The sequence below is a fragment of the Rathayibacter rhapontici genome (genome assembly GCF_001995175.1).
GTDB lineage: Bacteria > Actinomycetota > Actinomycetes > Actinomycetales > Microbacteriaceae > Rathayibacter.
This window is the reverse complement of record NZ_MUKN01000033.1, coordinates 17,329-44,228: the sequence shown is the minus strand read 5'-3', so window position 1 is coordinate 44,228 and position 26,900 is coordinate 17,329. Positions and strand designations below refer to the sequence as shown.

Sequence of the window (26,900 nt, the reverse complement as noted above, 5' to 3'; positions counted from 1 at the left end):
TCTTGCTTCGACGTCCAGGAGAACCATACGAGGATGAGACCAGGGACCACCGACACCACGGGCGCGATCGCGCCAGGTGGCGGCGGAACGTGACAGGGACGCTCTGGAGGCGGGGCTGCTGGTGGACATGGATCTCGATACGCCCGCTGCGCGGCCTACTCGATCAGCAGAGATGGGGGCTGCGCGGGCTACTCGATCAGCAGAGAGGGGGCTGCGCGGGCTGCCCGATCAGCGGGAGGTCAGTAGACCCCGTCCTCCTGCTGGTCGAGTAGCCCCGAAGGGGCGTATCGAGACCCACGTCCCCAGAAGACCGGCACGAGGCGTTCGGCTCCGGGGTGGTGCTCCGCCGTCGACGCTCCGGCCCGGCGCGGCGGGGCGCGCGCGTGCGGCGGCTACCCTCGGTCGGATGGACGACAGGTACGGGCAGGACGTGCTCGCCGGGGACTGGCGGGCGAAGCACAAGGTCGAGGTGGCGGTCGTCGAGGCCGTGCGCGACCTCGTGGTCGAGGAGGTCGCCTCCGGATTCGTGGGCGCGGTGCTCGGCGTCGAGATGCGGATGGTGCGGCTCGAGGACCGGTTCGGGAAGGTCCGGGTGTTCCCGATCGGGCCCGGCTTCCTGATCGACGGCAAGCCGGTGTCGTTGAAGGCGCCCGGTCTCAAGCGCGACGCGAACCTCGGCCGGGCGCGCTCCGCCTCCGGATCCTTCCACGTCGCCGACGCGAAGGCGCGCGTCGCGCTGCCCAGCCGCATCTACGTCGAGGGGCGGCACGACGCCGAGCTCGTCGAGAAGGTGTGGGGGCACGATCTGCGGATCGAGGGCGTCGTCGTCGAGTACATCGAGGGCGTGGACCACCTGGACGAGCTGGTCCGAGCGTTCCGTCCGGGTCCGGGACGCCGCATCGGGGTGCTCGTCGACCACCTCGTCCGCGGATCGAAGGAGTCGCGCATCGCCGACACCGTCGCCGCCGGCCCGCACGGCGAGCACGTCCTGGTCGTCGGCCACCCCTACATCGACATCTGGCAGGCGGTGAAGCCCGACCGAGTCGGCCTCACCCGCTGGCCCGAGATCCCTCGCTCGATCGAGTGGAAGCACGGCATCTGCGAGGCGCTCGGCTGGCCGCACGAGGAGCAGGCCGATATCGCCCGCGCGTGGCAGCGGATCCTGGCGACGGTCACCACGTTCCGCGACCTGGAGCCCGCGCTGCTGGGACGGGTGGAGCAGCTGATCGACTTCGTGACGGAACCCGCGTGAGAGCGGCGGTCGCCCTCGCGCTCGACGTCCTCCTGGTCGCGGTGTTCGTCCTGATCGGACGCCGCAGCCACGAGGAGGGCGCGGAGCTGCTGGGCTTCCTCACCACCTTCTGGCCGTTCCTCGCGGGGCTGCTCGCGGGCTGGGCGCTCGCGCGCTCGTGGCGCGCTCCCGACCGGATCGTGCCGACCGGGCTGATCGTCTGGGCGGGCACGGTCGTCGTCGGGCTGCTGCTCCGGATCGTCTCGCAGCAGGGCGTGCAGTGGAGCTTCGTGATCGTCACCGCGCTCGTGCTGGGCGCGTTCCTCCTGGGGCGGCGGGCCCTCACGAGGCTCGCGCGGCGCTGACCCTCAGCCCAGCACCTGCACGCCGAAGTGCTGCGCGAACAACGGCAGCATCAGGCTCAGCTGCAGCTCGGTGAGCGCCGCTCCACGCAGGCCGTCGAGGCCGCCGAGCACGTGCAGCTCGGCCCCGCGCAGGTCGAGGTGCTCGAGACGGGCACCGCCGAGCTCGAGGGAGCGGACGTCGCAGTCGACGAGGCGGACCCGGGCACCGGTGGCGCCTCCCAGGTCGAGCTCGTCGATCGTGCAGCGCTCGAGCAGGACGTCGCGGAGCGAGGCTCCGCGCAGGTTCACGTAGCCGAGCTTGCAGTCGCTGATGCGCACCTGCTCGAGGGTGCTCTCGTAGAGCTCCGCCGAGCCGAGCCGCGAGCCGAGCAGCTCGACCGATCGCCATCGGCTGCGGGCCGCGGAGAGGCCGGGCACGTCGATCCGCTCGACGCGCGACTCGACGACGGAGGCGGCGCGCAGCTGGGCGCCGGCGAGCACGACCGCGTCGAGCAGGCACTCGCTGAGGGACGCCGCGGTGAGATCGGCGCCGGTCAGGTCGACCCCGTCGAAGCGCAGGCCCTCGGCGTGCTCGCGGGCTCCGAGATCACCCGCGAACCCCTCGGCGAGGGAGTCGAGGCGGAGGGGGTCGAGTCGGGGAGCGGGGATCGCGGCGCGCATCCGGGGAGCCTAGCCCGCACCGCCGACGGGATCCGGCTCCCCGCCCGTGGCGTCGGTGCGGCCTGGGAGGATGGAGGGATGAACCCGACGCTGCTCGAACGGATGCCGACGCCCGACGCCGACGGGCGCGTGGACGACGACGCCGTCTACCTGGCGTTCACGGAGTGGGCCGAGGCCCGCGGACTGCCGCTCTACCCCGCGCAGGACGAGTCGATGCTCGAGATCGCATCGGGGGCGAACCTGATCCTCTCGACGCCCACCGGCACCGGCAAGTCGCTCGTCGCGATCGGCGCGCACGCCGCGGCGCTCGCCGCCGGGAAGCGCAGCTACTACACGGCGCCGATCAAGGCCCTCGTGTCCGAGAAGTTCTTCGCCCTCGTCGACGTGTTCGGGGCCGCGAACGTCGGCATGGTGACGGGCGACTCCTCCGTCAACTCCGACGCCCCGATCATCTGCTGCACGGCCGAGATCCTGGCGAACCTGGCGCTGCGCCACGGGGCCGAGACGCCGGTCGACCAGGTCGTCATGGACGAGTTCCACTTCTACGCGGACCCCTCGCGCGGCTGGGCCTGGCAGGTGCCGCTGCTGACGCTGCCCCACGTGCAGTTCGTGCTGATGTCGGCGACCCTGGGCGACGTGACGGCGCTCGCCGCCGACCTCACCCGGCGCACGGGCCGCGAGACGGCGCGCGTGACGGGCGTGGAGCGGCCGGTGCCGCTGCACTACTTCTACGAGATCGCGCCGATCCACGACTCGATCGAGGAGCTGCTCGCGACGAACCAGTCGCCCGTCTACGTCGTGCACTTCTCGCAGGCCGCCGCCCTCGAGCGCGCGCAGGCGCTCACCAGCGCGAACATCGCGAGCCGCGAGCACCGCGACCGCATCGCCGAGGTGATCGGCGGGTTCCGCTTCACCACGGCCTTCGGCAAGACCCTCTCGCGGCTGCTGCGGCTGGGGATCGGCGTGCACCACGCCGGCATGCTGCCGAAGTACCGCCGCCTCGTCGAGCAGCTCGCGCAGCAGGGCATGCTCCGCGTCATCTGCGGCACCGACACCCTCGGCGTCGGGATCAACGTGCCCATCCGCACGGTGCTGCTCACGGCGCTGACGAAGTACGACGGCACCCGGATGCGCCAGCTCTCGGCGCGCGAGTTCCACCAGATCGCGGGCCGGGCGGGTCGCGCCGGCTACGACACCGCGGGCACCGTCGTCGTCCAGGCCCCCGAGCACGAGTCCGAGAACCGCAAAGCGCTCGACAAGATGGGCGACGATCCGAAGAAGCGGCGGAAGTGGGTCGCCAAGCGGGCTCCGCAGGGCTTCGTCAGCTGGGGCGAGCCGAGCTTCCGCAAGCTCGTCGACGCGGAGCCCGAGACGCTCACCTCGCACATGACGATCACGTCGGCGATGCTGCTCAACGTGATCGCGCGCGGCGGCGACGCCTTCGCGAACGTGCACGCGCTGATCTTCGACAACCACGAGCCGTGGAAGCGGCAGCTGCAGCTGGCCCGGCGCGCGCTCGGGATCTACCGCACGCTGCGCGAGGCGGGCGCGTGGAGCAGAGCGTCGGAGCCGACGGCGTGGTGCGCATCCGGCTGACCGTCGACCTGCAGCCCAACTTCGCGCTCAACCAGCCGCTCTCGCCGTTCGCCCTCGCGGTGTTCGACGTCCTCGACCAGGAGTCGCCCACCTTCGCGCTCGACGTGATCTCGGTGCTCGAGTCGACGCTCGACGACCCGCGGCAGATCCTCGGCGCCCAGCAGTTCCAGGCGCGCGGCGACGCGGTGGCGGCGATGAAGGCCGACGGGATCGAGTACGAGGAGCGGATGGAGCTGCTCGAGTCGGTCACCCACCCCAGGCCGCTCGAGGAGCTGCTCGAGGCGACCTTCGCGACCTACACGGCGGCGCAGCCCTGGGTGCGCGACTTCGAGCTGTCGCCGAAGTCGGTCGTGCGCGACATGTACGAGCGGGCGATGTCGTTCGGCGAGTACACCGCCTTCTACAAGCTGTCGCGGTCGGAGGGACTCGTCCTGCGCTACCTGTCCGACGCGTTCCGCGCGGCACGGCAGACGATCCCGGACGAGATCAAGAACGAGGAGCTGCACGACCTGATCGAGTGGCTCGGCGAGCTGGTGCGCCAGGTCGACTCCTCGCTCGTCGACGAGTGGGAGGAGCTGGTCAATCCGGCTCTGCACGACGCCGACCAGGCGATCGTGCCGCCCGCTCCGCGCCGGCTCACCGCTAACCAGCGCGCCTTCCGCGTGCTCGTGCGCAACGAGATGTTCCGTCGGGTCACGCTCGCGGCACTCGACGACCACGAGGCCCTGGGTGAGCTCGACGCGGCCGCCGGATTCGACGCCGACGCGTGGGGGGAGGCGCTGGACGACTACTACGACGAGCACGACACGATCGGCACCGGCCCCGACGCCCGCGGACCGGCGATGCTGCTCGTCGAGCAGACGCCGACCCAGTGGCGGGTGCGGCAGATCCTCGACGACCCGGCCGGCGACCACGACTGGGGGATCTCGGCGACCGTCGACCTCGCGGAGTCCGACGAGGCGGGAGCCGCCGTGGTACGGGTCACGGGCGTGGGGCGGCTCGACGGCGGCAGCTGAGCCGGAGGGTCGTCGTCGCGTCGCCCGTCAGCGCCGGCGCTGCTCGCGCTTGCGCATCTCGGCCGCGATGTCGTCCTCGGTGATCTCCTTCTTGACCGGGCCCCAGATCGAGGCGGCCTGGCCGACCACGCCGATCCCGATGCCGAGCATCGGCCAGATCGGCCAGAAGTAGCCGTCGCCGCCCGAGACGAGCCAGACGGTCGTCGTGATCGCCGAGACGCTCGCCCAGCCGCCGACGGAGCCGAAGAAGTCGCGCTTGCGCTTGAGCTCGCGGACCGCGATCGCCCGGTCGGCGTCCTCGACCCGCTCGACGGCGAGGGCCTCGCCTCCCGCCGCGGGCTCCACCGCCTTCGCGTCCCGTCGTGCCGCAGGATCCGGGGATCCCCACTGGTCGCTCATCCGGACCCCCTCCGTGTCGCTCGCTCCAGACTACGCAGGGGCCGCGGCGCCCGCACCGCCGTCAGGACCGGGCGTGCACGTGGGTGCGCTCCATGATCGCGCTGGTCAGCGCCTCGACCGGCTCGCGGGCGGCGGTGCTGCTCTCGAGGAGGCGGAAGTCGATGTCCTCGAGCTCGGGCAGGCCGGCGCGGTCGCCGACGGTGACGAGGTCCTCCGGGATCAGCGAGCGCGGGAAGACGGCGACGCCGATGCCGGCGCGGACCGCCGCGAGCACGCCGTTCACCTCGCGGGTGTTGCAGGTGATGCGCCAGGTGCGACCGGCCGCCTCCAGCGCGTCGATCGCGATCTGCCGCGAGACGCTCGGACCGCGGTAGGCGATCAGCGGCACGGTCCCGTCGCGCTCGACGACCGTCTTCTCGTGCGCGACCCAGACCATCGTGTCGCGGCGCACGAGCCGGCCGTCCGTGGATCCGGGAGCGGTCTTGACGAAGATGAGGTCGAGCTGGCCGGCCTCGAGTCGGCGCCGGAGCGGGGCGCTCTGGTCGACGGTCAGCTCGAGCTTGATCTGCGGGTGCAGCTGCCGGAAGTGCCGGAGGATGCGGGGGAGCTGCGTGATCGCGAGGTCGTCGGCCGAGCCGAAGCGGAGCCGGCCCTTCATCGCGGTGCCGCTGAAGTAGTCCTCGGCGGCGGCGTGCGCGGCGAGGATCGTCCGGGCGAAGCCGGCCATCGCCACTCCGTTGTCGGTGATCTCGACCTCGCGGGTGTCGCGCACGACGAGGATGCGGTCGGCCGCCTGCTCGAGCCGGCGCACGTGCTGGCTCACGGTCGGCTGGCTGATGCCCAGCTGCGCCGCCGCCCGGGTGAACCCCCGCGTCTCGGCGACCGCGAGGAAGGTCCGGAGGAGCACGGGGTCGTACACGGGGCCTCCCGGGGGTCGCGGTCATTGCGAGGGGTGATGCGGGCTCCCTCTCGAATTTACGGGCTCGATCCGCTGAAGGGGAGCCCCGGGGCTCCTCAGGACGGCTCGGGTTGGCAGTGCGGGCACCACCACGTGCGGCGCCGCTCGGGATCGTGAGGGACCTCGGCCCGCACGAGCACGACGGTGCCGCAGCGGCGGCACGGACGACCGGCCCGGCCGACGACCCAGTGGCGCTCGCCGGCGCGGGTGTCGCCGGTGGTGGTCTGGAACATGCCGGGGATCGTGACCGAGGCGCGCAGGGCTCTGGCCGAGGTCGCGACGAGGGCGCGGACGCGAGGGAGCCGACGGGGCGCCAGGGGAAGGCGCCGCGGAGGAAGCAGACCTCGTTCGCCCAGAGGTTTCCGAGCCCGGCGAGCACCCGCTGATCCAGGAGCGCGGCGATCACCGGCCGCTCCGGCGCGCGCAGGAGTCGGGCGACGGCCTCGTCGGCGTCCCAGTCGTCGCGGAGCGGGTCGGGACCGAGGTGCCCGATCGCGGTGGGCAGGTCCCGCTCGTGGAGCAGCTCGACGACCGGGAGCTCGAGGCCCCACAGCGTCGTGCCGCCGTCGAGGCGGAGTCGGACGCGCACGTCGGGGAGGACGCGGCGCGGGACCGCGCGGCCCGGCGCGGTGACGGTCCACGAGCCCTGCATCCGCAGGTGGGTGCGCAGCACCAGATGCTGGTCGAAGTGCGTCAGCAGGTGCTTGCCGTGCGTCTCGTGGCGGAGGACGCGCAGGCCGGCGAGCGCGGTCCCCGCGGCATTGCCGGAGCGGAGCTCGCCCTCCACGACGAACCGCCCGTCGGCCGCGGAGCGGAGACGGGCGGCGAGTCGGTGGACGCTGTCTCCCTCAGGCACGGGCCGCACTCTAGAGTGCGCGGCCCGTGCCTTCCTGGGGAGTCGGCCCGCCTCAGCGGGCGGGGTACGCCTCCTCGACGGTGAGCTCGGACCCGTCGGGCGCGCTGACCACGATGGTCGCGACGCCCGCGGCGAGTGCGCGCTCGTGAGTGTTGAAGGTCACGCTGAACTCGCGGCCCGGCTTGAGCTTCTTGGTCGACTTGGTGCCGTAGTCGGTCGAGACGACGACCGAGACGGGCTCGGGTCCGTTGTTCACGGCCGTGACCGTGATCGTCGCGAACGGGCCGCGGGCTCCGGTCTCGGCGCTCGTGGCGACGTCGATGGACGTGACGGGCGCCTCGGGCAGGTCGAGGCCGACGATCACGGGGTCGTGGTCGCTGGAGCGGAACGCGGAGGTGTCGTAGAAGATCGTCGCGTTGTAGTCGTAGCGGCTGTACTCCAGTGCCACGGACTCGCCGCTGTTGATGTTCCAGGTGTCGACCCCGGTGACGATCGCGTCGGCGGCGGGCGAGGCGAAGACGTGGTCGAGCGAGCCGACCGCGCCGTCGAACGAGTAGGAGTACTCGCCGCCGTCCTTCGCGCCCTGGTCGAGGTAGCCCGCGTCGGTGATGACCTTCACCGGGTCCTCCTGCGAGTAGGCGTTGAAGTCGCCGAGCAGGTAGACGAGCTCGGTCGCCTTCTCGGTCTTCAGACGGTCGGCGAAGGCGACGAGCGCGGTGGCCTGGGCGACGCGCGAGGCGTTGGAGGCGCCCTGACCGTCTCCCTGGTCGCGTCGGCGCCCGATCCGGAGCCCTTCGACTTGAAGTGGTTGACGATCGCGACGAACTCGCTCTCGGCGACGCCGATCAGGCGGAACTCCTGGGCGAGCGGCTTGCGTGCGTTCGAGAACGCAGTGGTGTCGGTCAGGATCACCGACTCGCCGACGGGCTCGATGACGGCCTTCTTGTAGATGAACGCCGTGCGGATCACATCCTCCTCGGACAGCGCGGGGAGCGCGGCGGGCGAGGCGACGTAGGCCCAGACCTCCGAGCCGGCGGCGGTGTTGAGGGCGGCGGTCAGCGTGGCGAGGGCCTCGTCGCGCGGCTTGCCGAACTTGGCGGAGTTCTCGATCTCCTCCAGCGAGACGACGCCGGCGCCGAGGGCGTTGATCGCGGTGACGATCTTGGCCTGCTGGCGCTCGAGGTCGTCGGCGTTCGCGGCGCCGCGGGCGTCGCAGCCGCTGTTCACCGTGACGGGGTCGCCGTCGCGGTCGGTGTAGAACGTGCAGCCGGCCACCGAGTCGCCGGTGGTCGAGAAGTAGTTGAGCACGTTGAAGGACGCGATCGCCACGTCGCCGCCGACGGCCTCGGGGGCCGCGGTGCGGGTGTCGGCGAACTCGGCCGGCTGCACCGTCGCGGAGTTCTCGACGGTCAGCTGCGTGACGGGCTGGAAGGCCCACCCGTTGTTGCGGTAGTCGAGCACGACCGGCCCGGTGAAGGTCGTCGGGGCTCCGACGCGGATCGGCTCGGTCGGCGTGAGGTAGGGCAGCGGGATCGCCTTGCTGGCGGCCGACCCGAGGAAGTTGATCGAGGCTCCGTCGTCGAGCACGATCGCGCGGGCCGCGTTGTCGGCGACGACCGCGGCGAGCTCGGGGGAGCCCGGGCGGGCGACCTCGGTCGGGGTGAGGAGCGGAGAGGTGCCCGCAGCGAGGCCGATCGAGCCGAAGCTGTTGAGGTCGTAGGTGTCGGTCACGGTGAACGCACCCTGCGGGGCGATCAGCATGCTCTCGAGCAGCTCGCGCTCCTCGAGCGTGCGGGGGAGCTCGACGGTCGCCGGGACGACCGGGGCGGCGGCGGCCTCGAGACGCACGACGGTCGCGGCCGAGGTCGGCGTGAGCTCGGTCAGTCCGTTGAACTCGCTCACGACGCCGGTGATCTCGAGGTGGTCGCCGATCGCGACCGAGCCGACCGAGGCGGAGGAGTAGACGAAGACCGCGTCGGAGGCGGTGCGGCCGGTGGTGGTGCCGCCCGTGCCGGGCGTCTGGATCACGTAGCCGTTGTACCCGCCGGAGGGGTAGCGGGCGGTGACGACGCCGGTGGTGGTGACGGTGCGGCCGACGAGCGGCGACGCGGCTCCGCTGCCCTGGATCTCGGCGATGGTCGCCCTCTCGGCGGTCGCGGGGGGAGTGACGGGCGGCGTCGTGGGGCCGGGGGTCGGCTCGGGCTCGGCGTCGGTGCCGCTCGAGCGGGGCGTCGGCGCTCCGACGGTGAAGTCGGCGCTGTTCACGTCGGTGTCGCCGGCGGTGCCGTCGGCGCGCGAGATCGACTCGGTGTTCGTCGGGACCGCGGCGGCCGTGGTCTCGTAGGTGTTCGACGTGCCGTAGCCGAGGAGGTCGAGGACCGTGCCGGGCTGGGGAGCGGCCCCGGTCGGCGGCGCGACGAGCGGAGCCGTGCCGTCGACGAGGAAGACGGTGCCGCCTCCCGCCGCGATGTTGAGGCCGTTCGCGACCTGGTCGGGATCGGGCAGCGCCGCGCCGTTCGTGCCGTTGCTGGCGCCCTGCACGAGGAAGTGGCCGCCGGCCGGGACGACGCCCTGGAGTGCGACGGTCGTCGAGGGGTTCGCCGTGCCCGTCGCCGAGCGGTACTGCAGGCTCGTGCCGGACAGGGCGATGTCGGACCCGGTGGGATTGTGGAGCTCGACGTAGCGGTTGCTGAAGACCGCCCCGGTCGAGCCGCCGCGGGTGAAGATCTCGCTGATGACGAGCTCGTCCCCGGCCGGGGCGGCCGAGGCGGACTGGGCGACGAGCGGGGCGGCGACCAGCGCGAGGCCCGCGAGCCGGCGCCGGCGAGTGCGCGCCTGCGTCGGCGGAAGGGGATGGCGGTGTCGTGCACCGGGGTGTCGGGCATGGGTGTCCTCTCGATCGCCGTCCCGGTGGGGACGGTCTGTCGCGCGTGCGTCGGCGCTGATGGAGCGCGGCCGGTGGTGCTCGTTCCCCTGAAAGGGGCACGAGTAGCCACGCTATGCAGTCCAGATGCCCGCTCCGTGAACCGGGTGTTTCATGAGTGTGAACTCAGCCACCGACATCGCGTCGCAGCGGGCACGGCAGCGCGCGCCACTACGGTCGAGCCATGAGCGATCCCCACGACCTGCGCCGCCGTCTGGTCCGCTCGCACGGCGACTCCCGGGATCGGACGGACGGATTCGCATCCGCCGACGTGACCGGCTGGTGGCGCGATCCGGGCCTCCTCGCCGCACTCGGCCCCGGCCTCGACGCCCTGTTCGCCGACGAGGAGGTGACGGTCGTCCTCGGTCCGCAGACGCGGGGCACTCCGCTGGCCGCCCTGGTCGCCCTGCACCGCGGCGCGGGCCTCGTGGAGGCGCGGAAGGCGTCGGCGCCGGTCGAGGACGGCGTCGACTGGTGGGAGTCGGCGCTCCCGCGCGACTACCGCGACGATCCGATCCACTTCCGGGTGCGCCGCGCGGTCCTCGCTCCGGGGGACCGCGTGCTGCTCGTCGACGACTGGATCGAGACCGGGACGCAGGCCGCGGCCTGCCGCCGCCTGGTCGCCCTCGCCGGTGCGGAGTGGGTCGGCGCGGCCGTCGTGGTCGACGGTCTGGAGGACGACGCGCGGCGCTCCGACCTGGGCGTGCGCTCGCTCCTGCGCGACGCCCAGCTCTGACCGCTCGCGGCGGACGTCCGGGAACGGCGGTCATGATCGGGGGATGATCTCCTTCGAGCTGGCCCGAGCGCTGCGCACCGCGGGCGTGCGCTGGTCACCCGCCACCGGCGACCGCTTCCGGATCGAGCGGGAGGGGTTCGACGGCGACGTGTTCACCGTCAGCGACATGACGATCGAGGCGCACGAGTACCCCAGCGGCACCGTGCTGGGCTTCAACGGCACCACCGAGTGGGCGCTGGACTCGGTCTCGCTCGAGGACTCGCTCTGGATGCCGCGCGAGGACCAGCTGCGGGAGCTGCTGCGGGGCACGTTCCGCTCGCTGCGCCGCGAGGAGGGCGAACCCCCGCGCCACGTGGTCGAGATCGTGCTCGGCGGGGCGACGCGGACCTTCGAGGACGCGCTGCCGGAGAACGCCTACGGGGAGGCGCTCCTGGCGCTGGTGAGCTCGGCATCGGTCGACCTCGACGACGTCGACGAGCTCGTCTGAGGCGCTGACGCGCCGGAGTCGCCGGCTGTCCGCGTCAGGACGCGGCCTTCTCCTCGTCGCTCTTCGCCGCCGTCCGCTTCGCCGCGGGCTTCTTCGCGGCGTCCTTCTTCGCCGGCGCCTTCTTCGCGGCCGGCTTCTCCGCCGCCGGCTTCTTCGCCGCAGCGCCCGACCCCTCTGCGTCGTCCTCCGCGGCCGCCTTCGACGAGCGCTTCGCGGTGCTCGTCTTCGCGGGAGCGTCGTCGTCGCCCTTCGGGTCGCCCTTCGCCCCGCGGCTGCGCTCGACCGAGCGCTTGAGCGCCTCCATCAGGTCGAGCACCTCGCCGCCGCCCTCCTCCTCCGGCTTCTCGCCGAAGGTCGCAGCGGTGTCGAGCGCGTCGCCCTGCTCGATCTTCGCGTCGATCAGGGTGCGCAGCTCCTCCTGATAGGCGTCGGTGAACTTCGACGCGTCGAAGTCCTCGGAGTAGGAGTCGACGAGGTGCGACGACATCTCGAGCTCGCGGGCCGCGATCCGGGTGGTGCCCTCGAGGGACGGGAACTCGACCTCGCGCACCTCGTCGGCCCAGAGCAGGGTCTGCAGCATCAGCAGCTTGCCGCGCACGCGCAGCGCCGCGAGACGGGTCTTCTGCCGCAGCGCGAACTCCACGATCGCCGTGCGGTCGGTCTGCTCGAGGGTGCGCCGCAGCAGCACGTACGCCTTGGGGGAGGAGGAGTCGGGCTCGAGGATGTAGGCGCGGTCGAACATGATCGGGTCGACCTGGTCGCTGGGCACGAACTGCACCACGTCGATCTCGCGGTCGCGCTCCTCGGGCAGCGCCTTGAGCTCGTCCTTGGTGAGCACGACCGTGTGCTCTCCGTCGTCGTAGGCCTTGTCGATGTGATCGAACGAGACGACCTCGCCGCAGACCTCGCACTTGCGCTGGTACCGGATCCGCCCGCCGTCGCGGTCGTGCACCTGGTGCAGAGCGATGTCGTGGTCCTCGGTCGCGCTGTAGATCTTCACCGGCACGTTGACCAGGCCGAAGGTGATCGCGCCCTTCCAGATGGCTCGCATGCGTTCAGTGAACACCGTGCGCCCCGGCGGCGGGAAGCCCTTCCGGCACTCGACGTCCTCCCGGCCCGCGGGTGTGGAATGGGCGGATGGCGAGCGAGGAGACGCGGATGAGCGACGAGACACGGCCGTCGGACCGGCTCCGGGCGGCGCTGCTCGCGCCGAGCGCCTCGTCGCGACTGCAGGCCGCGATGAGCGCGGGCACGAGACCGGCCGACGAGTACGTGCCGGTGCTCGTCGAGCGCTGCGCCGTCGAGCCCGACTTCGGCGTGCGCGAGATGCTCACGTGGGCGCTGGTGCGGCACGACGCCGCGGTCACCGTCGATCCGCTGCTCGCCGAGCTGACGTCGGAGTCGCCGCAGGCCCGCGCGCAGGCCCTGCACACCCTGTCCAAGGTGGGCGATCCGCGGGCGTGGGACGCGATCACGCCCTCGCTGCTGCACGACGAGCACCTCGAGGTCGCGAAGGCCGCCTGGCGCACCGCCGCCCGCCTCGCACCCCCGGAGGAGCGTCCCGCCCTCGCCCGGCAGCTCGCCGAGCACCTCGGCGAGGGCGATCGTCCGGAGCAGCGGAGCCTCACCCGGGCACTCCTGATGCTCGAGGAGTCCGCGGCTCCCGCCCTCGAGGCCGCCGCGCGCTCCGGGGAGCAGGCGAGGCGGATCCACGCGCTCGCGACCCTCCGCCTCCTCGCCGACCCGGACGAGGACGTCGAGGACGCCTTCGACCGCGCCCGCCGCCCCTGACGGCGCCGCGCGCGAAGGAACCCCGGGCCGTCGAGGGAGCCTGCAGCAGCAGGCGGTCTCGACGTCCCGGGGCTCCCTGAACGCAGGGACCGTCGACTACACGCCGGCGCCCGTCAGCAGCTCGCGGTCGGCGAGGTACTCGCGCACGAGGCGCTCGACCTTCGCGCGGTCGAGACCGAGCCCGCCCAGGCCCGCGTCGAGGTACTGCTGAGCGTTCTCGGCGGTGATGCCGATCTCGGCGATGATCTCGCGGTAGCTCATGCCCGAGGCGAGCAGTCGCAGGATCTCGGCCCTCGTCGGCAGCGTGACCGGCGTGGGCTCCGGCGTCGGCGGGGTCGGGTTCTTCTCCTCGTCGATCGCCGAGGTGTCATCCGCGAACGAAGCCGTCACGAACGCGATCGCCTTCGAGGTGATGCCGAGCGCCTCCTGGTTGATGTTCGCCAGGTCGTCGCCGACCGAGTGGTAGTTCGGGTCGTGCGGGATTCCGGCGGTGCCGCCGAAGAGCGCGACCTCCTCCTCCGTCTTGATGTCGTCGGCTCCGGTGAAGACGCCCGACGAGGGGATGCCCACCGAGATGAAGCCGTCGTAGTCGCTGCGTCCGTCGAACGCGGTGTCGATCCACGGCTGGCCGATGGAGTCGAAGTAGTCCGTGAACGCCTTCTCGGTGGCGATGGAGCCCGCGGGCACCTCGACCGGGGCCTCGTAGGTGGACTCGTTCGCGTCGTAGACCGAGACGACGTAGTTGGGCGAGGCGACCATGTCGAAGTTCATGTACGTCGCGATCTTCGCGGCGTCCTCCTCCGTCAGCGAGTCGACGTAGTTGTAGGAGCCGACCAGGCCGACCTCCTCGGCGCCCCACCAGGCGAAGCGGACCGCGTTCGTGGTCTCGCCGGCCTCGGCCAGCTCGACGGCCGTCTCGAGCAGCGTCGCCGATCCGGAGCCGTTGTCGTTGATGCCGGGGCCCTCGGGCACTCCGTCGAGGTGCGCGCCGAGCATGACCACGTTGTCGTGGTTCCCGCCCGCGGTCTCGGTGATGATGTTGAAGGTGTCGGTGTCGGTGGTCGTCTGCTCGAGGACGAGCGTCGCGCTCGTGGGCAGCGCCGCGAGCAGCGCCTGGCCCTCCTCGAGGGTGACGCCGACCGACGGGACGAAGGCCTCGTCGGGAGCGCCGAGCGTGCCGTTCAGCGGTTCGGCGGGGGCGTTGTTGTAGATGATCACCGCGGAGGCGCCCGCCGCTCCCGCGGCTGCGCTCTTCTCCGCGAACGAGCAGGTGCCGCGGCTGACCAGGGCGACTCCGCCCGTGGCGTCGAGACCGGCCCACGCATCGGCCGTGCAGCCGAGCGGGTCGACGGGAGCGATGAGCTCGCCGGTGACGCCCCCCTCGGGCGTGGACGGCGTGAACGACATCGGGATGCCCTCGACGGCGGGGGTCGTGGTGAGCGAGAACGCGTCGATCGTCTGCGTCGTCGTCGTGAAGTCCTGGCGCTCGGTCTCGTAGCCGGCGGCCGCGAGAACGGATTCGACGTACTGGCCGCTGAGCTCGTAGCCCGTCGTGCCGATGGCCCGATTGCCGCCGTTCGCGTCGGCGATCGCCTGGAACGCCTCCAGGTGCTCCATGATGCCGTCGACCGTGACGGCGTCGGCGAGGTCGGCGGCCTCGACCGCGCTCGCGCTCGGGGCGAAGACGAAGCCGGCGACGAGGGCGCCCGCTCCGATCATCGCGCTGGTGCCGAGGAGGGAGCGCCGGCGCCGTGCGCCGGGTGCTCGGGGTGTGCTGTTCACCACAGGGGTGTCCCTTCGTCGATGACAGAGGCCGCCGGGTGGGCGACCGGCGCTCCCCGCTTCTGCGAACGGGGTGCGCTGCAGGCGAGGCTATTCTCAGAAGTCACGAGAAGGACACCCTTCCGGGGCTGATTTCACCTCTGAGAAACACGGCGGGACCGTCGCGGCGGCCGCTCCTCGGGTGAGCCGGTTTCAGGCCGTCGCCGGGCTCTCCGCCCACTCCCGCAGCATCGCCACGGTCTCGGCCGGCCGGTCGCGGTGCGGGCTGTGCCCCGCTCCCGCCACGACCGCGTACCGCACCCGCGGATTCGCCCGCAGCACCTCGGCCGCCAGCCGCGGGCCGAGGAACGTGAAGACCTGCGGGTCGCCCGCGAGCACCAGCACCGGGGACCGCAGGGCGGGCACGTCGGCCAGCAGGTCCCACGGGTCGTTGTCGTCGAATACCGCGGCGACGGAGGAGGGGTCGGCCGAGTGCGCCGCCCGCAGCTTCTCGGCGCGGTCGCGGGCGTCCCAGCCGGGCACCGCGGCGGCGAGCTGCTCGTCCGTCGCGGTGAGCGCGTCGAGCTCGTCGGCGCGCACCTCCGCGCGCTCTCCTCGGGAAGGCGCAGGACGGGGTCGATCAGCGCGAGCCGCGCGGCCCACTCCGGATCGCGCGCCGCCGCCCGCACGGCCACCGCACCGCCGAGTGAGTGGCCGACCACCAGCCCCCACGCACCGCCGCCGTCCGGTCGCAGCGCGAGGACGTCGTCCGCGAAGTCGTCGTGCCGCGAGGAGCCGCCGCGCGCCCCGTCGCCGTGGCCGCGCAGATCCGGCGCGCTCACCGTCCAGCCCGCGGCCTCGAGCGCCTCGGCCACCCGCCACCAGGTGCCCCCGGCGCCGCCGAGACCGTGCAGGAGGAGGGCGGTCCGCGTCGTCATGGTGGAAGGCTAGGGCGCGTCAGTCGAAGCGGGGGTCGCGACCGGTGCGCTCGCCGGTCGCGAGAGAGGCGATTCCTGCCAGATCCTCGGCGTCCAGCTCGAAGCCGAAGACGTCGATGTTCGCGCGGATCCGCTCGGGAGTGACGGACTTGGGGATCACGACGACCCCGTTCTGCACGTGCCAGCGGAGCACGACCTGCGCGGGGGAGACCCCGTGGCGCGCGGCGACACGGGCCAGCAGGGGCTCCTCCAGCAGGCGCCCCCTGGCCAGGGGCGACCACGCCTCGGTCACGATGCCGTGGGCCGAGTCGAACGCGCGCAGCTCCTCCTGGGGCAGCCGCGGGTGCAGCTCGACCTGGTTGACCGCGGGGACGACCCCGGTCTCGGCGCCGAGGCGCTCGAGGTGCTCGATCGCGAAGTTCGAGACGCCGATCGACCGCGCGCGGCCCTCCTGCTGCAGCCGCTCGAGCGCGCGGTACGTGTCGACGTAGCGGTCGCGGGACGGGATCGGCCAGTGCACGAGGTAGAGGTCGATGTAGTCGGTGCCGAGGAGCTCGAGGCTGCGGTCGAACGCCTCGAGCGTCTCGTCGTAGCCGTGGTCGTCGTCCCACACCTTCGTCGTGACGAAGACCTGCTCGCGCGGGATCCCGCTCGCGCGGATGCCCTCGCCGACTCCGCGCTCGTTGGCGTAGAGGGTGGCGGTGTCGATGTGCCGGTAGCCCGCCTCCAGCGCCGTGCCGACCGCGCGGGCGGCCTCGGAGTCGCCGATCTTGTAGACGCCGAGTCCGAGCTGCGGGATCGCGCGGCCGTCGTTCAGGGGGATCAGGGGGACGCTCATGCCCCCCATGCTGGCACGCGGTCCGTCACCGTCCCTGGACGCGGGAGGAGCTCAGAGCTCCCAGCCGAGCTCTCCGTGCGGACGACGCGCACCGCGTCCTCGATCAGCGCGGCGAGCCCGGCGACTCCGAACAGCAGCCGCCGCTCGGCCGCCGTGGCGTCGTCGCCCGCGGCGAAGCGGCGGACCGCGAAGTAGTGGTCGTGCCCCGGCTGCAGTCCCTCGACGCTCTCGGTGTCGGCGAGGGCGAGCAGCCCCCGGTGCGGCCGGCGGCCGGGCCCGAGCCCGAGCCAGAGCGACCCCGTCTCGAGCACGACCGCCGTGCTCGGCACCAGCGCGCCGTCGCGCATCGACCGGGCCGTGATCATCCAGCCGAAGCCCAGGTGGTGCAGCTGCACCGTGTGCGGTCCCCGCCACGCGTGCGACGGGTCCTCGGCGCGGTAGTAGACGGGGGAGGGGCGGAACGCGCCCTGCCAGAGCGCCGCGGCCAGCTCGCCGCACCACTCCGGCGCCTCGGGATCGGCCCAGGGCTCGATCGCCTGGGCCTGCTCCACCGCGCGTCGATGCGCGCGGACGAGCTCCTCGGCGTCCTCCCGCAGTCCCATCGTCGCCTCACCTCCGGCCGCCGCGTGGCGACCACTTTAGGGGTGTTGCCGGGGAAACCCCGAGGGGCGGTCAGGTCGGCAGCTCGACCGGCTCGGTGTCGGGGAGCGGGCTCGAGTCGCGGCCGCGCAGATCCGGGTGGTAGCGGCGGCCGACCGCCGGCACCACGAACCCGACGAAGGCGAAGACGGCGGCCACGACGATCGCCGCGGTCGGGCCCTCGGAGTCGATCTGCACGCCGGCGATCGCGGAGCCGAGCGCGGCGCCGATCAGCTGGCCGGTGCCGACCCAGCCGTACGCCTCCGCCGTGTCCGAGAACTTCACGCTGGCGGCGGTGATCGTGAAGAGGGCGGCGAGGGCCGGAGCGATGCCGACCCCGGCCAGGAACAGCGTGATCGAGAGCCACCAGAAGTCGGTCGAGAAGGCGGCCAGCCCCATGCCGACCGTCACGATCAGCATGCGACGTGCGGTGGCCCAGCGGCTGATCGGGATGTGCCCCAGTGTCAGACCGCCCACGAGCGAGCCGGCGGCGAAGATCGCGAGCACCACTCCCGACTCCACCCCGCCCTCGCCGAACACGGCGACGACGCCCGCCTCGACCGCCGCGCACGCGCCGACCAGGAGGAACCCGACCACGGTCGCCAGCAGCACCGGCGGCTTGGTCAGCACCACGCCGATCCGGCGCTTGGAGCGCGGGATGCGCACCCGCCCGACCTCGGGCGACGCGATGAACCAGATGCCGCCGCCGATCAGGAACACGGCCGCGGTCAGGATGCCCGCGACCGTCGAGACCTGGATCGACACGAAGGTCGTCAGCACCGGTCCGAGCACCCAGATGATCTCCTGCGCCGAGGCGTCGAGCGAGAAGAGCGGGGTGAGCATCGAGCTCGGCACCATCTTGGGGTAGATCGTGCGGACGGCGGGCTGCACCGGGGGCATGCTGAGCCCGGCGAGGAAGCCGATCGCGACGAACTGCCAGACCTCCAGCGGCAGCACCGCCATGGCGATGATCGCGGCGGCGCAGACGATCAGGGTCAGCGTGAGCACCCGGCGCATGCCGAGGCGGCCCATCAAGCGGCTGGTCAGCGGCCCGGCGATGGCCTGCCCGATCGACATCGAGCCGAGCACGAGCCCCGCCGCCGCGTACGAGTCGTGCACGTGCTCGACGTGCAGGAGGAAGGCGAGCGAGAGCATCCCGAACGGGAAGCGCGCCGTGAGCTGCGCGGCGATGATGCGCCCCACCCCGGGGGTTCTGAGGAGTTCGGTGTAGCTGCCCACCGGACGACACTAGCCGCCCGGGGCGGCCGCCGGGGACGGCGCCCCGAGGCCGCCGGTCAGCCCGCGAGGACCTTCCGGATCCGCTGCAGCGAGACGCTCTCGGCGGTGCCCAGCGACTGCGCGAAGAAGCTCACGCGCAGCTCCTCGATCATCCAGCGCGCGCGCTGCAGGTTCTCGGGGGAGTGCGGAGGCAGGGGCAGCGCGCCGCCGGCCGAGCGGTAGAGCTCGAGGGCCGCCTGCACCTCGTTCAGCCAGACGCGGTCGCGGCCCACGTTCTCGGAGATCTTGCCGAACCGCTCGGTGATGGCCGCGAGGTAGCGCGGCAGGTGCCGCAGCCGCTCGAGACCGGTCGCCGAGACGAAGCCCGGATGCACGAGGGCCGACAGCTGCTCGCGCGCGTCGGTCAGCGCCGGCAGCAGCGCCATGCTGGTCGAGTTCTTCAGAGCCTTCTCGGCGGCCCGCGCGGTCGAGAGCACGGTGGTGACCGTCTTCACGGTCTCGAACATCGAGTCCATCACGCTCGCCGAGACCCGGTCGCGCACCGCGTCGAACTCGGCGCGGAGGAACAGCATGCCGTCGGGCTTCATCCGCCAGAGCACCGCGTCGACACAGGCCAGCAGGCAGTCCGTGAAGAGGGCCGTCGTGTTCTGGTACGGGCTCTGCGCGAGCACGAGCTTCTCGTTCGAGCTGAGGTGCTGCTGCACGTAGGCCACGGGGCTGGGCGTCGCGAGCAGGAGCAGGCGGCGCACGCCCCTGGGGTGCTCGCGGGCCTGGTCCTCGGGCGTCGCCATCAGGCGGATCGACACGGAGTCGCCGTCGTCGATCAGCGCCGGGTACGCGCGGATCGTGTTGCCGCCCTGGCGGGTGTCGGTGGTGCGCGGCAGCTCCGGCATGTCCCAGGTCTTCAGGCCCCGGCGCTCCAGCGCGTCGGGCACGCGGGCCTCGACGACGCGGGCGACCTCGTCGCGCACGCGTCCGCGCAGGCGCTCGGCCAGCGGGGCCAGCTCCTTGCCGGCGGCGATGGTGCGGCCGCGCTCGTCGGCGATCGCGAACGTGACCCGGAGGTGCGCGGGGATCCGCTCGAGATCGAAGTCGGAGCCGTCGATCACCACGCCCGCCTCGCGGCGGATCGCTCCGGCGAGCGTCGCGGCGAACGACTCCGTCGGCGGGTTCGGCACGTCCTGCGGCAGCGAGGCGGTGAGGCGCTTCGCCCAGTCGTTCGCCGGCACCACGTTCCGGCGCAGGTGCTTGGGGAGCGCCTTGATCATGGCGGTGACCAGCTCGGCGCGCAGCCCCGGCACGAGCCAGTCGAAGCCCAGCGGAGTGACGCGCGGCAGGAGCGCGAGCGGCACGTGCACCGTCACGCCGTCCTCCTCCGTGCCCGGCTCGAACCGGTAGGAGAGGCGGAAGCGCTGGTCGCCCTGACGCCACTGCGTGGGGAACGCGGTCTCGTCGATCTCCTCCGCGTCCTCGGGCAGCAGGGTCTGCTGCGTCATCGTCAGCAGGTCGGGCTCGTCGTGCTGCTTCGTCTTCCACCAGGAGTCGAAGGAGCGGACGGAGGTGACGTCGCGCGGGATGCGGCGGTCGTAGAAGTCGAAGACGGCCTCGTCGTCGACGAGCAGGTCGCGGCGGCGGGTGCGCTCCTCGAGGCGCTCGAGCTCGGCTCGCAGGGCCCGGTTCTTGCGGTCGAACGCGTGCCGCGACTCCCACTCGCCCTCGACGAGAGCGTGACGGAGGAACAGCTCGCGCGCGTAGGAGGGGTCGATGCGGGAGAACTGCACGCGGCGGCGCGCGACGAGCGGCACTCCGTAGAGGGTGACCCGCTCGTAGGCGACGGCCGCGCCCTGCGACTTCTCCCAGTGCGGCTCGCTGAACTGCCGCTTCACGAGGTCGCCCGCGATCGCCTCGGCCCAGGCCGGGTCGATGGCGGCGTTCGAGCGGGCGAACAGGCGGCTCGTCTCGACGAGCTCGGCGCTCATCACCGCGTCGGGCAGCTTCTTGGCCAGCGCGCTGCCGGGGAAGATCGAGAACTTGGCGTTGCGGGCGCCGACGTACTGCACGTTCTGGCGCTCCCGGCTCTTGGCCGCTCGCTGGGCCTGCTGCGAGGTGGTGTCCTTCACGCCGATGTGCGAGAGCAGCCCGGCCAGGACCGAGCGGTGGATGCCGTCCGGATCCACGCGCGGCTCGCCGAGCTCGAGGCGCAGCGGCTTCGCGAGCTGGCGGAGCTGGCGGAACACGTCCTGCCACTCCCGCACGCGCAGGTAGTTGAGGTACTCGGCCTTGCAGAGCCGGCGGAAGGCGCTGGAGGAGAGCTCCTGCTGCTTCTCCTCGACGTAGTTCCAGAGGTTGAGCAGCGTGAGGAAGTCGCTGGTCGGGTCGAGGAAGCGGGCGTGCTGCTGGTCGGCCTGCGCGCGGCGCTCGAGCGGGCGCTCGCGGACGTCCTGGATGGTGAGGCCGGCGACGATCGCCATGACCTCGCGGCTCGTGTGGTGCGTGCGCGACTCGATGACCATGCGGGCGAACCGCGGATCGATCGGCAGGCGCGCGAGGTCGCGGCCGATGCGGGTGAGCTGCGGGCCCTGCTCCTTCCGCGGGATGCCGCTCCGGTTCGCCCTCTGCGGCGTGCCGCGTACCGAGGTGCTATCTCGCGAGGGGGCGTCGGAGGAGCGGGCGTCGGAGGAGGACGCGCCGGGCGTGCGGATCGCGCCGAGCTCGGTCAGCAGGTCGAGACCGTCCTTGATACCGCGCGAGTCGGGCGGGGTGAGGAACGGGAACTCGGCGATGTCGCCGAGGCCGAGCGAGATCATCTGCAGGATGACCGCCGCGAGGCCGGTCCGCAGGATCTCGGGATCGGTGAACTCCGGGCGGCGGAGGTAGTCCTCCTCGGAGTAGAGGCGGATCGCGATGCCGTCGCTGGTGCGGCCCGAGCGGCCGGAGCGCTGGTTCGCCGACGCCTGCGACACGGCCTCGATCGGGAGGCGCTGCACCTTCGACCGCGCGCTGTAGCGCGAGATGCGGGCCGTCCCTCCGTCGATCACGTAGCGGATGCCCGGCACGGTGAGGCTCGTCTCGGCGACGTTCGTCGCGAGCACGACGCGGCGGCGCACGCCCGGAGTGCGCGAGCGCTCGAAGACGCGGTGCTGGTCGGCGGCCGACAGCCGCCCGTACAGCGGCAGCACCTCGGTGCCCGGCAGGGAGAGCCCGCGGATCGCGTCCTCGGCGTCGCGGATCTCGTTCTCGCCCGACAGGAACACGAGCACGTCGCCCGGATCCTCGCGGGCGAGCTCGGCGAGCGCGTCGGCGATGCCGGTCATCAGATCGCGGCTGCCGGCGGTGGCGTCCGGGGTGTCGGTGTCGTCCTCCTCCTCCGGCTCCTCGGCGACCAGCGGGCGGTAGCGGACCTCGACCGGGAACGTGCGTCCCGAGACCTCGATGATCGGCGCGGGCTTCCCCTCGGCGTCGGCGAAGTGCGCGGCGAAGCTGAGCGGGTCGATGGTCGCCGACGTGATGATCAGCTTGAGATCGGGCCGCTGCGGCAGGAGCCGGTGCAGGTAGCCGAGCAGGAAGTCGATGTTGAGGCTGCGCTCGTGCGCCTCGTCGATGATGATCGTGTCGTACCGGCTGAGCAGCCGGTCGTGGTTCATCTCGTTGAGCAGGATGCCGTCGGTCATCAGCTTGATCCGCGTCGACGCGCTCGCCTTGTCGGTGAAGCGCACCTGGTAGCCGACGACGCCGCCGACCTCGTCGTCGAGCTCCTCCGCGATGCGCTCGGCGATCGTGCGCGCGGCGATGCGCCGCGGCTGCGTGTGCGCGATACTCTCGCGCCCCAGCTCCAGGCAGATCTTGGGGAGCTGCGTGGTCTTGCCCGATCCGGTCGCTCCGGCGACGATGACGACCTGGTGGTCGCGGATCGCGGCGGCGATGTCGTCGCGCCGCGCCGAGACGGGGAGCTCGGGCGGATAGCGGATGCTGAGGACGTCTGACATGAGCCCTCCATCCTACGGCGCCGTGGCAGAATGCCCACGTCCCCCCGCGAGATCCGCCGGGGGCTGCAGACCCTCGAGCGGAGAGCACGGCCGTGAATCCGCAGTCCCTGCTCGTGGTCGTGAACATCGTGCTGCTGCTCTTCGCGATCCAGGGCGTGCTCGCGAACCCGCGCCTGGGCAGGGTGGGCAAGGTCGGCTGGGTCGCCTTCATCGTGATCGCCCCGTTCGTCGGGAGCATCGCGTACCTGATCCTCGGCCGCCGGGGCGGGCGCACCGGAGGCGGAGCCGCGCCGAGCGGGCCGCAGCGGCCCAGCGGCTGGTTCTTCGAGCGCTGACCCGGCGCCCCGACACGGAGCGACGTCGCGCCTCGTCCGGCCCCGTCGCCCCGGTAGCCTCCTGGGCACCGTCCCGCTCGTGATCCCTGGAGCACTGTGCCCCGCACCCCCCGCCCCTGGCTGATGCTCGCGATCGGCGTCGCCGCGCAGGCCGCGACGACCGTCTTCGTGTCCGTCCCGCCGTTCCTGATCCCCCTCCTGCACACGCAGTACGGCTACTCGCTCGCCGAGGCGGGCCTGCTCGCCGCCGCGCCGAACGTCGGGCTCGTGCTCACCCTCGTCGCGTGGGGCGCCCTCGCCGACCGGCACGGCGAGCGGATCGTCCTCGCCACCGGAGTCGCCGCGACGGCGCTCGCCGGGGTCGCCGCGATGCTCACCGGCGATCTCGTGCTCCTCGGGGTCTTCCTCCTGCTGGGCGGCATGGCGTCGGGCAGCGTCAACGCGGCGAGCGGCCGCGTGGTGATCGGGTGGTTCCCGCGGAACCGGCGCGGGCTCGCGATGGGCATCCGGCAGATGAGCCAGCCGCTCGGAGTCGCGGTCGCGTCGCTCACGGTGCCGCCGCTCGCGAGCGCCGCCGGGGTGCCGGCCGCGCTCGCCCTGCCCGTCGTCCTGCTCGCCGTGCTCGCCGTCGCCTGCGCGATCGGCATCGTCGATCCGCCCCGTCCGCCCCGGACCGGGGCCTCGGCTCCGGTGCGGAACCCCTACCGCTCGGGTGGGGCGCTCTGGCGCATCCACGGAGTGTCGGCCCTGCTGGTCGTGCCGCAGTTCACCCTCTCGACGTTCGGCCTGGTCTGGCTGATCGCCGACCAGGGCTGGGAGCCGTGGGCGGCCGGCGTCCTGGTGGCCGTCGCGCAGTTCGCCGGCGCGTTCGGCCGCATCGGAGTCGGGGTGCTCAGCGACCGCGTCGGGTCGAGGCTGCGTCCGCTGCGCTGGGTCGCGGTCGCCGGAGTCGCGGCACTGCTCCTCCTGGCCGCCACGAGCGCGATCGACGGCGCGGTGGCCGTGGCGGCGGTCCTGTTCGTCGTGGCGACCACGATCTCGGTCGCCGACAACGGACTGGCGTTCACCTCCGTCGCCGAGATCGCCGGGCCGTTCTGGTCGGGCCGCGCGCTCGGGGCGCAGAACACGGGGCAGTTCGCCGCGGCGGCGATCGCGGCGCCGGCGGTGGGCGCGCTGATCGGCCTGGTCGGCTATCCGCTCGCCTTCGCGATCGTCGCGCTGACGCCCGCCCTGGCGCTGCCGCTCGTGCCGGCACCCGAGGTGGAGGAGCAGGACCGCGGCTGAGAGGACCCGTCGGCCACGATCACGGCGGAGCGAGGCTCCCGGTGCAGGTTCTGCAACCCCGTGACCGCGCCGAGGCTCGCGTCTAGCGTGGAGGCATGGCCGAACGACTGCGCTCCAGTGTCAGCCCCTACCTCCGCTCGCACGCGGACAACCCCGTCGACTGGTTCCCCTGGGGCGAGGAGGCGTTCGCCGAGGCCGAGCGGCGCGACGTGCCGGTGCTCGTGTCGATCGGCTACGCGACCTGCCACTGGTGCCACGTCATGGCGCGCGAGTCGTTCTCGGACCCGGCGCTCGCCGAGCGCCTGAACGGCGGCTTCGTCGCGGTGAAGGTCGACCGCGAGGAGCACCCCGACGTCGACACCGCCTACCTCACCGCCGCCAGCGCCTTCACGCGCAACCTGGGCTGGCCGCTCACGGTCTTCACCACGCCCGGCGGCGAGCCCTTCTACGCCGGCACCTACTTCCCGCCGCGGGCCGTGGGCGGCGTGCCCGCCTTCTCGGACGTCCTCGACGCGGTCGGCGAGGCCTGGCGGCTCCGGCGCGACGAGGTGCACGCCACCGCCGGCTCGCTCGCGAACGCCCTCCGCGAGGCGACCGCCGCTCTGCCCGCGTCGACGGCGCTCCCCAGGGCCGACGCCCTCGACACGGCCGTCGGGCGCCTCGCCGCCGAGGAGGACCGCGTGCACGGCGGCTTCGGCACGGCGCCGAAGTTCCCGGTGGCGCCCGTGCTCGGCTTCCTCGCCTCCCGGGCGGGCGGCGCCGACCTCGCCGAGCGCACCCTCCTGGCCCTCGCCGCCTCGCCCCTGCGCGATCGCGACGGCGGCTTCTTCCGCTACGCGACCCGGGAGGACTGGAGCGAGCCGCACTACGAGCGGATGCTCTACGACAACGCCCAGCTGCTCGACGTCGCCGCCCTGCTGCTGGGCCGCGCCGGCACCTCCGACCGCACCGCGCTCACCGGGATCGCGGAGGGGATCGCGTCGTTCCTGATCACCACGCTGCAGCGCCCGGGCGGCGGCTTCGCCAGCGCCCAGGACTCCGAGAGCATCGTCGACGGGCAGCGCTCCGAGGGCGGCTACTACCTCGCCGAGGACCGCTCGCACCTCGCACCGCCGGCGCTCGACGAGAAGGTCGTCACCGGCTGGAACGGCCTCGCGATCCAGGCGCTCGCCCGCGCCGGGCGCCTCCTCGGGCGTGCCGACTGGGTCGACGCCGCCCGCCGGGCGGCCGACTTCCTCCTCGACCGGCACGTCGTCGACGGCGCGCTCGTCGTCCGCGCCTCGCTCGACGAGCGCGTCTCGACGGCCCGGCCCGCACTCGAGGACCTCGGGATGCTCGCCGGCGGGCTCCTGCAGCTGGCGCTCGCCGACGGAGCGCCGCGCTACGCCCTCGCCGCCCGCTCGCTGATCGACGGCGCGCTCGATGCCGCGCCCGAGGCGTGGCCGCCGTTCGCCCTGCCCGGCGGCGGCGACCCGGCGCTCGTCGCGCGCGGCTGCTGCTGGCGGCCGATCCGTCCGAGGGCGCATACCCCTCCGGCCTCTCGGCGACGGCGCGGGCCGCGCACGAGCTCTTCCTGCTCACGGGGGAGCGGCGCTACCGCGACGCGGCCGAGGCGGTCGTCGCCGCGGTGGCCCCCGGAGCCCTGCAGCAGCCGATGGGCTTCGGTGCGGTGCTCGCGCTCGCCTCGTCGCTGGCCGAGCCCGTGACGCAGCTGGTCGTGGTCGCTCCGGAGGCGGCGCCGCTGACCGGTCTCGCGCGGGGCGCCCTGGCGACCGAGGTGGGCGTGCTCGCCCTGGTCACCGATCGGTCCGCCGCCGACTGGTCGGAGGCGGGGTTCGAGCTCTTCGAGGGCCGGACCTCCCGCGGGGGACTGCCGACCGCCTACTCCTGCGAGGCGTTCGTCTGCACGCTGCCGACGACGGACCTGCCGGAGCTCGTCAGGCGGCCGTGACCACCAGGGGCGCGTCGGGGTCGGCGGCCCACTCGTTCAGCGATCCGTCGTAGATCGCCACCTCGCGGACGCCGAGCAGCGTGAGGGCGAGCGCGTCCGCCGCCGCCGCGACGCCTCCTCCGCAGTACAGCACCACCCGCTCGGCGTCGAGCGCGTCGCCGAAGAGCGCGCGCAGCCGGTCGTGCGGCAGGAGGGTGTTCGTCTCGCGGTCGACCAGACGGGCGGCCGGCACGCTCCGGGAGCCGGGGATGTGGCCGCGGCGCGGACGCTGCCCCGCCTCGCCCGTGAACTCCTTCGGCGGCACCGCGCAGACGAGAGCGCCCGGGGCCTCGCCGCGGACCACCCGCTCGACCTCGGCCTTGTCGACCCAGAGCGGGCGCTCCTCGCGCACGGTCGGCCCGTCGCGCGGCGTCGGGGCGACGTGCCCCGTCTCGAGCGGGCGCGCCTCCTGCCGCCACGCCGTCAGGCCGCCGTCGAGCACCGCCACGGAGTCGAGCCCGGCCGTGCGCAGCAGCCACCAGAGCCGCGAGGCCCACTGGCCGACCGCGGAGTCGTAGACGACGACCACGGAGTCGTCGTCGATCCCCAGCGCGCCGACCGCCGCGGCGAACCGCTCGGGGTCGAGCCTCGTGAACGGATGCGGCGCCTCGGCGTCCGAGAGGTGCTCGAGCAGATCCGCGAAGACGGCACCGGGCACGTGCCCCTCGACGAGGTACTGGTCCTCGCCGGTGAGGTAGCGGTAGCGGCCGTCGAAGGCGGGCACGAAGAGCACGCTCGCGTCGATCACGACGAGTCCGTCGCGGCCGAGCTGATCGGCCAGCCACTGCGTCGAGACGATCGGCCGGGCGAGGTAGGGAGAGCTGCTCACCCGGCCCACGGTAGGCGCCGGCCGTCGCGGCCGCACTCCCGCG

23 protein-coding genes and 2 pseudogenes are annotated in these 26,900 nt (G+C 73.0%); 10 read left to right on the top strand and 15 right to left on the bottom strand.

The window, feature by feature from the left end:
- The first annotated feature begins 406 nt into the window (after positions 1–406).
- Together B0T42_RS11825 and B0T42_RS11820 are read left to right on the top strand one after the other, a co-directional pair.
- A complete protein-coding gene (locus B0T42_RS11825) occupies positions 407–1,252 on the top strand; it encodes a DUF3097 domain-containing protein (protein ID WP_077223315.1) in 846 nt (281 codons plus the stop codon).
- Positions 1,249–1,596: a DUF3054 domain-containing protein gene (locus B0T42_RS11820; protein WP_077223314.1), complete on the top strand. Its 348-nt coding sequence runs from the start codon at positions 1,249–1,251 to the stop codon at positions 1,594–1,596. Before B0T42_RS11825 ends, B0T42_RS11820 begins: the two co-directional genes overlap by 4 nt.
- Positions 1,597–1,599: 3 nt before the next feature.
- Here the strand turns inward: B0T42_RS11820 and B0T42_RS11815 are convergent, their stop codons facing one another.
- Positions 1,600–2,256, bottom strand: a complete 657-nt coding sequence (locus tag B0T42_RS11815; RefSeq protein ID WP_077223313.1) for a pentapeptide repeat-containing protein — start codon at positions 2,254–2,256, stop codon at positions 1,600–1,602.
- A 78-nt stretch (positions 2,257–2,334) separates the two neighbouring features.
- Between B0T42_RS11815 and B0T42_RS11810 the strand changes: the two are divergent.
- Positions 2,335–4,868 (top strand): annotated as a pseudogene (locus B0T42_RS11810) (DEAD/DEAH box helicase).
- Between the two features lie 27 nt (positions 4,869–4,895).
- Here B0T42_RS11810 and B0T42_RS11805 read toward each other — a convergent pair.
- The 6 genes and pseudogenes from B0T42_RS11805 to B0T42_RS11790 form a co-directional block, all read right to left on the bottom strand.
- Complete coding sequence (locus B0T42_RS11805) at positions 4,896–5,267, bottom strand: 2TM domain-containing protein (RefSeq protein WP_077223312.1); 372 nt, start codon at positions 5,265–5,267, stop codon at positions 4,896–4,898.
- 61 nt (positions 5,268–5,328) lie between these two features.
- Complete coding sequence (locus tag B0T42_RS11800) at positions 5,329–6,186, bottom strand: LysR substrate-binding domain-containing protein (RefSeq protein WP_077223311.1); 858 nt, start codon at positions 6,184–6,186, stop codon at positions 5,329–5,331.
- Positions 6,187–6,281: 95 nt separating this feature from the next.
- Positions 6,282–6,458, bottom strand: a complete 177-nt coding sequence (locus B0T42_RS21365) for a hypothetical protein (RefSeq protein ID WP_236720251.1) — start codon at positions 6,456–6,458, stop codon at positions 6,282–6,284.
- Positions 6,459–6,580: 122 nt separating this feature from the next.
- Positions 6,581–7,081 (bottom strand): annotated as a pseudogene (locus tag B0T42_RS21360) (DNA-formamidopyrimidine glycosylase family protein); the annotation flags it as partial.
- Between the two features lie 52 nt (positions 7,082–7,133).
- Positions 7,134–7,700 (bottom strand): hypothetical protein, encoded by a 567-nt coding sequence (locus tag B0T42_RS21355; RefSeq protein ID WP_236720250.1) that lies wholly within the window; start codon positions 7,698–7,700, stop codon positions 7,134–7,136.
- 68 nt (positions 7,701–7,768) lie between these two features.
- Positions 7,769–9,808 carry an ExeM/NucH family extracellular endonuclease gene (locus tag B0T42_RS11790; protein ID WP_236720253.1) on the bottom strand — a complete coding sequence of 680 codons (2,040 nt, stop codon included), beginning with the start codon at positions 9,806–9,808 and terminating at the stop codon, positions 7,769–7,771.
- Between the two features lie 380 nt (positions 9,809–10,188).
- Between B0T42_RS11790 and B0T42_RS11785 the strand changes: the two genes are divergently transcribed.
- Complete coding sequence (locus B0T42_RS11785; RefSeq protein WP_077223310.1) at positions 10,189–10,740, top strand: phosphoribosyltransferase family protein; 552 nt, start codon at positions 10,189–10,191, stop codon at positions 10,738–10,740.
- 43 nt (positions 10,741–10,783) lie between these two features.
- Positions 10,784–11,227 (top strand): pilus assembly protein CpaE, encoded by a 444-nt coding sequence (locus B0T42_RS11780; protein WP_077223309.1) that lies wholly within the window; start codon positions 10,784–10,786, stop codon positions 11,225–11,227.
- Between the two features lie 34 nt (positions 11,228–11,261).
- Here the strand turns inward: B0T42_RS11780 and ku are convergent, their stop codons facing one another.
- On the bottom strand, positions 11,262–12,278 hold the full coding sequence (gene ku / locus B0T42_RS11775) for a non-homologous end joining protein Ku (protein ID WP_077223308.1): 1,017 nt from the start codon (positions 12,276–12,278) through the stop codon (positions 11,262–11,264).
- Positions 12,279–12,385: 107 nt separating this feature from the next.
- Between ku and B0T42_RS11770 the strand changes: the two genes are divergently transcribed.
- Complete coding sequence (locus tag B0T42_RS11770) at positions 12,386–13,018, top strand: HEAT repeat domain-containing protein (RefSeq protein ID WP_077223321.1); 633 nt, start codon at positions 12,386–12,388, stop codon at positions 13,016–13,018.
- Between the two features lie 96 nt (positions 13,019–13,114).
- Here the strand turns inward: B0T42_RS11770 and B0T42_RS11765 are convergent, their stop codons facing one another.
- The 6 genes from B0T42_RS11765 to hrpA all read right to left on the bottom strand — a co-directional run bounded on the left by B0T42_RS11765 (position 13,115) and on the right by hrpA (position 22,419).
- The gene (locus B0T42_RS11765; protein WP_236720249.1) at positions 13,115–14,800 is read right to left on the bottom strand and encodes a M28 family peptidase; all 1,686 of its coding nucleotides are present in this window, start codon (positions 14,798–14,800) and stop codon (positions 13,115–13,117) included.
- A 134-nt stretch (positions 14,801–14,934) separates the two neighbouring features.
- Positions 14,935–15,717 (bottom strand): alpha/beta hydrolase, encoded by a 783-nt coding sequence (locus B0T42_RS22720; RefSeq protein ID WP_077223307.1) that lies wholly within the window; start codon positions 15,715–15,717, stop codon positions 14,935–14,937.
- A gap of 19 nt (positions 15,718–15,736) precedes the next feature.
- Entirely contained in the window at positions 15,737–16,555 is an 819-nt protein-coding gene (locus B0T42_RS11755) for an aldo/keto reductase (protein WP_077223319.1), read from the bottom strand.
- Complete coding sequence (locus B0T42_RS11750; RefSeq protein WP_077223306.1) at positions 16,552–17,157, bottom strand: hypothetical protein; 606 nt, start codon at positions 17,155–17,157, stop codon at positions 16,552–16,554. Before B0T42_RS11750 ends, B0T42_RS11755 begins: the two co-directional genes overlap by 4 nt.
- A gap of 70 nt (positions 17,158–17,227) precedes the next feature.
- Positions 17,228–18,433 carry an MFS transporter gene (locus tag B0T42_RS11745; RefSeq protein WP_077223305.1) on the bottom strand — a complete coding sequence of 402 codons (1,206 nt, stop codon included), beginning with the start codon at positions 18,431–18,433 and terminating at the stop codon, positions 17,228–17,230.
- Between the two features lie 56 nt (positions 18,434–18,489).
- Complete coding sequence (hrpA, locus tag B0T42_RS11740) at positions 18,490–22,419, bottom strand: ATP-dependent RNA helicase HrpA (protein WP_077223304.1); 3,930 nt, start codon at positions 22,417–22,419, stop codon at positions 18,490–18,492.
- A gap of 92 nt (positions 22,420–22,511) precedes the next feature.
- Here hrpA and B0T42_RS11735 point away from each other — a divergent pair, with 92 nt between their 5' ends.
- The 4 genes from B0T42_RS11735 to B0T42_RS22330 all read left to right on the top strand — a co-directional run bounded on the left by B0T42_RS11735 (position 22,512) and on the right by B0T42_RS22330 (position 25,989).
- Positions 22,512–22,754 (top strand): PLDc N-terminal domain-containing protein, encoded by a 243-nt coding sequence (locus tag B0T42_RS11735; protein WP_077223303.1) that lies wholly within the window; start codon positions 22,512–22,514, stop codon positions 22,752–22,754.
- Between the two features lie 123 nt (positions 22,755–22,877).
- Complete coding sequence (locus B0T42_RS11730; RefSeq protein WP_077223318.1) at positions 22,878–24,038, top strand: MFS transporter; 1,161 nt, start codon at positions 22,878–22,880, stop codon at positions 24,036–24,038.
- 95 nt (positions 24,039–24,133) lie between these two features.
- Positions 24,134–25,744, top strand: a complete 1,611-nt coding sequence (locus B0T42_RS11725) for a thioredoxin domain-containing protein (RefSeq protein ID WP_342418240.1) — start codon at positions 24,134–24,136, stop codon at positions 25,742–25,744.
- Positions 25,708–25,989 (top strand): hypothetical protein, encoded by a 282-nt coding sequence (locus B0T42_RS22330; RefSeq protein WP_342418239.1) that lies wholly within the window; start codon positions 25,708–25,710, stop codon positions 25,987–25,989. The genes B0T42_RS11725 and B0T42_RS22330 overlap by 37 nt, the downstream gene beginning before the upstream one ends.
- Here the strand turns inward: B0T42_RS22330 and B0T42_RS11720 are convergent.
- The gene (locus B0T42_RS11720; protein ID WP_201788532.1) at positions 25,976–26,857 is read right to left on the bottom strand and encodes a sulfurtransferase; all 882 of its coding nucleotides are present in this window, start codon (positions 26,855–26,857) and stop codon (positions 25,976–25,978) included. The two genes, B0T42_RS22330 and B0T42_RS11720, sit on opposite strands and share 14 nt — an antisense overlap.
- Positions 26,858–26,900: the final 43 nt, after the last annotated feature.

Excerpts from the sequence above, each read along its gene's own strand:
- hrpA (WP_077223304.1), bottom strand. The coding sequence starts at position 22,419 with ATGTCAGACGTCCTCAGCATCCGCTATCCGCCCGAGCTCCCCGTCTCG.
- B0T42_RS21365 (WP_236720251.1), bottom strand. The coding sequence starts at position 6,458 with ATGTTCCAGACCACCACCGGCGACACCCGCGCCGGCGAGCGCCACTGG.
- B0T42_RS11725 (WP_342418240.1), top strand. The coding sequence starts at position 24,134 with ATGGCCGAACGACTGCGCTCCAGTGTCAGCCCCTACCTCCGCTCGCAC.
- B0T42_RS22720 (WP_077223307.1), bottom strand. The coding sequence starts at position 15,717 with ATGACGACGCGGACCGCCCTCCTCCTGCACGGTCTCGGCGGCGCCGGG.
- B0T42_RS11805 (WP_077223312.1), bottom strand. The coding sequence starts at position 5,267 with ATGAGCGACCAGTGGGGATCCCCGGATCCTGCGGCACGACGGGACGCG.
- B0T42_RS11750 (WP_077223306.1), bottom strand. The coding sequence starts at position 17,157 with ATGGGACTGCGGGAGGACGCCGAGGAGCTCGTCCGCGCGCATCGACGC.
- B0T42_RS11815 (WP_077223313.1), bottom strand. The coding sequence starts at position 2,256 with ATGCGCGCCGCGATCCCCGCTCCCCGACTCGACCCCCTCCGCCTCGAC.
- B0T42_RS11730 (WP_077223318.1), top strand. The coding sequence starts at position 22,878 with ATGCTCGCGATCGGCGTCGCCGCGCAGGCCGCGACGACCGTCTTCGTG.
- B0T42_RS11780 (WP_077223309.1), top strand. The coding sequence starts at position 10,784 with ATGATCTCCTTCGAGCTGGCCCGAGCGCTGCGCACCGCGGGCGTGCGC.
- B0T42_RS11825 (WP_077223315.1), top strand. The coding sequence starts at position 407 with ATGGACGACAGGTACGGGCAGGACGTGCTCGCCGGGGACTGGCGGGCG.
- B0T42_RS11770 (WP_077223321.1), top strand. The coding sequence starts at position 12,386 with ATGAGCGACGAGACACGGCCGTCGGACCGGCTCCGGGCGGCGCTGCTC.
- ku (WP_077223308.1), bottom strand. The coding sequence starts at position 12,278 with ATGCGAGCCATCTGGAAGGGCGCGATCACCTTCGGCCTGGTCAACGTG.
- B0T42_RS11785 (WP_077223310.1), top strand. The coding sequence starts at position 10,189 with ATGAGCGATCCCCACGACCTGCGCCGCCGTCTGGTCCGCTCGCACGGC.
- B0T42_RS11755 (WP_077223319.1), bottom strand. The coding sequence starts at position 16,555 with ATGAGCGTCCCCCTGATCCCCCTGAACGACGGCCGCGCGATCCCGCAG.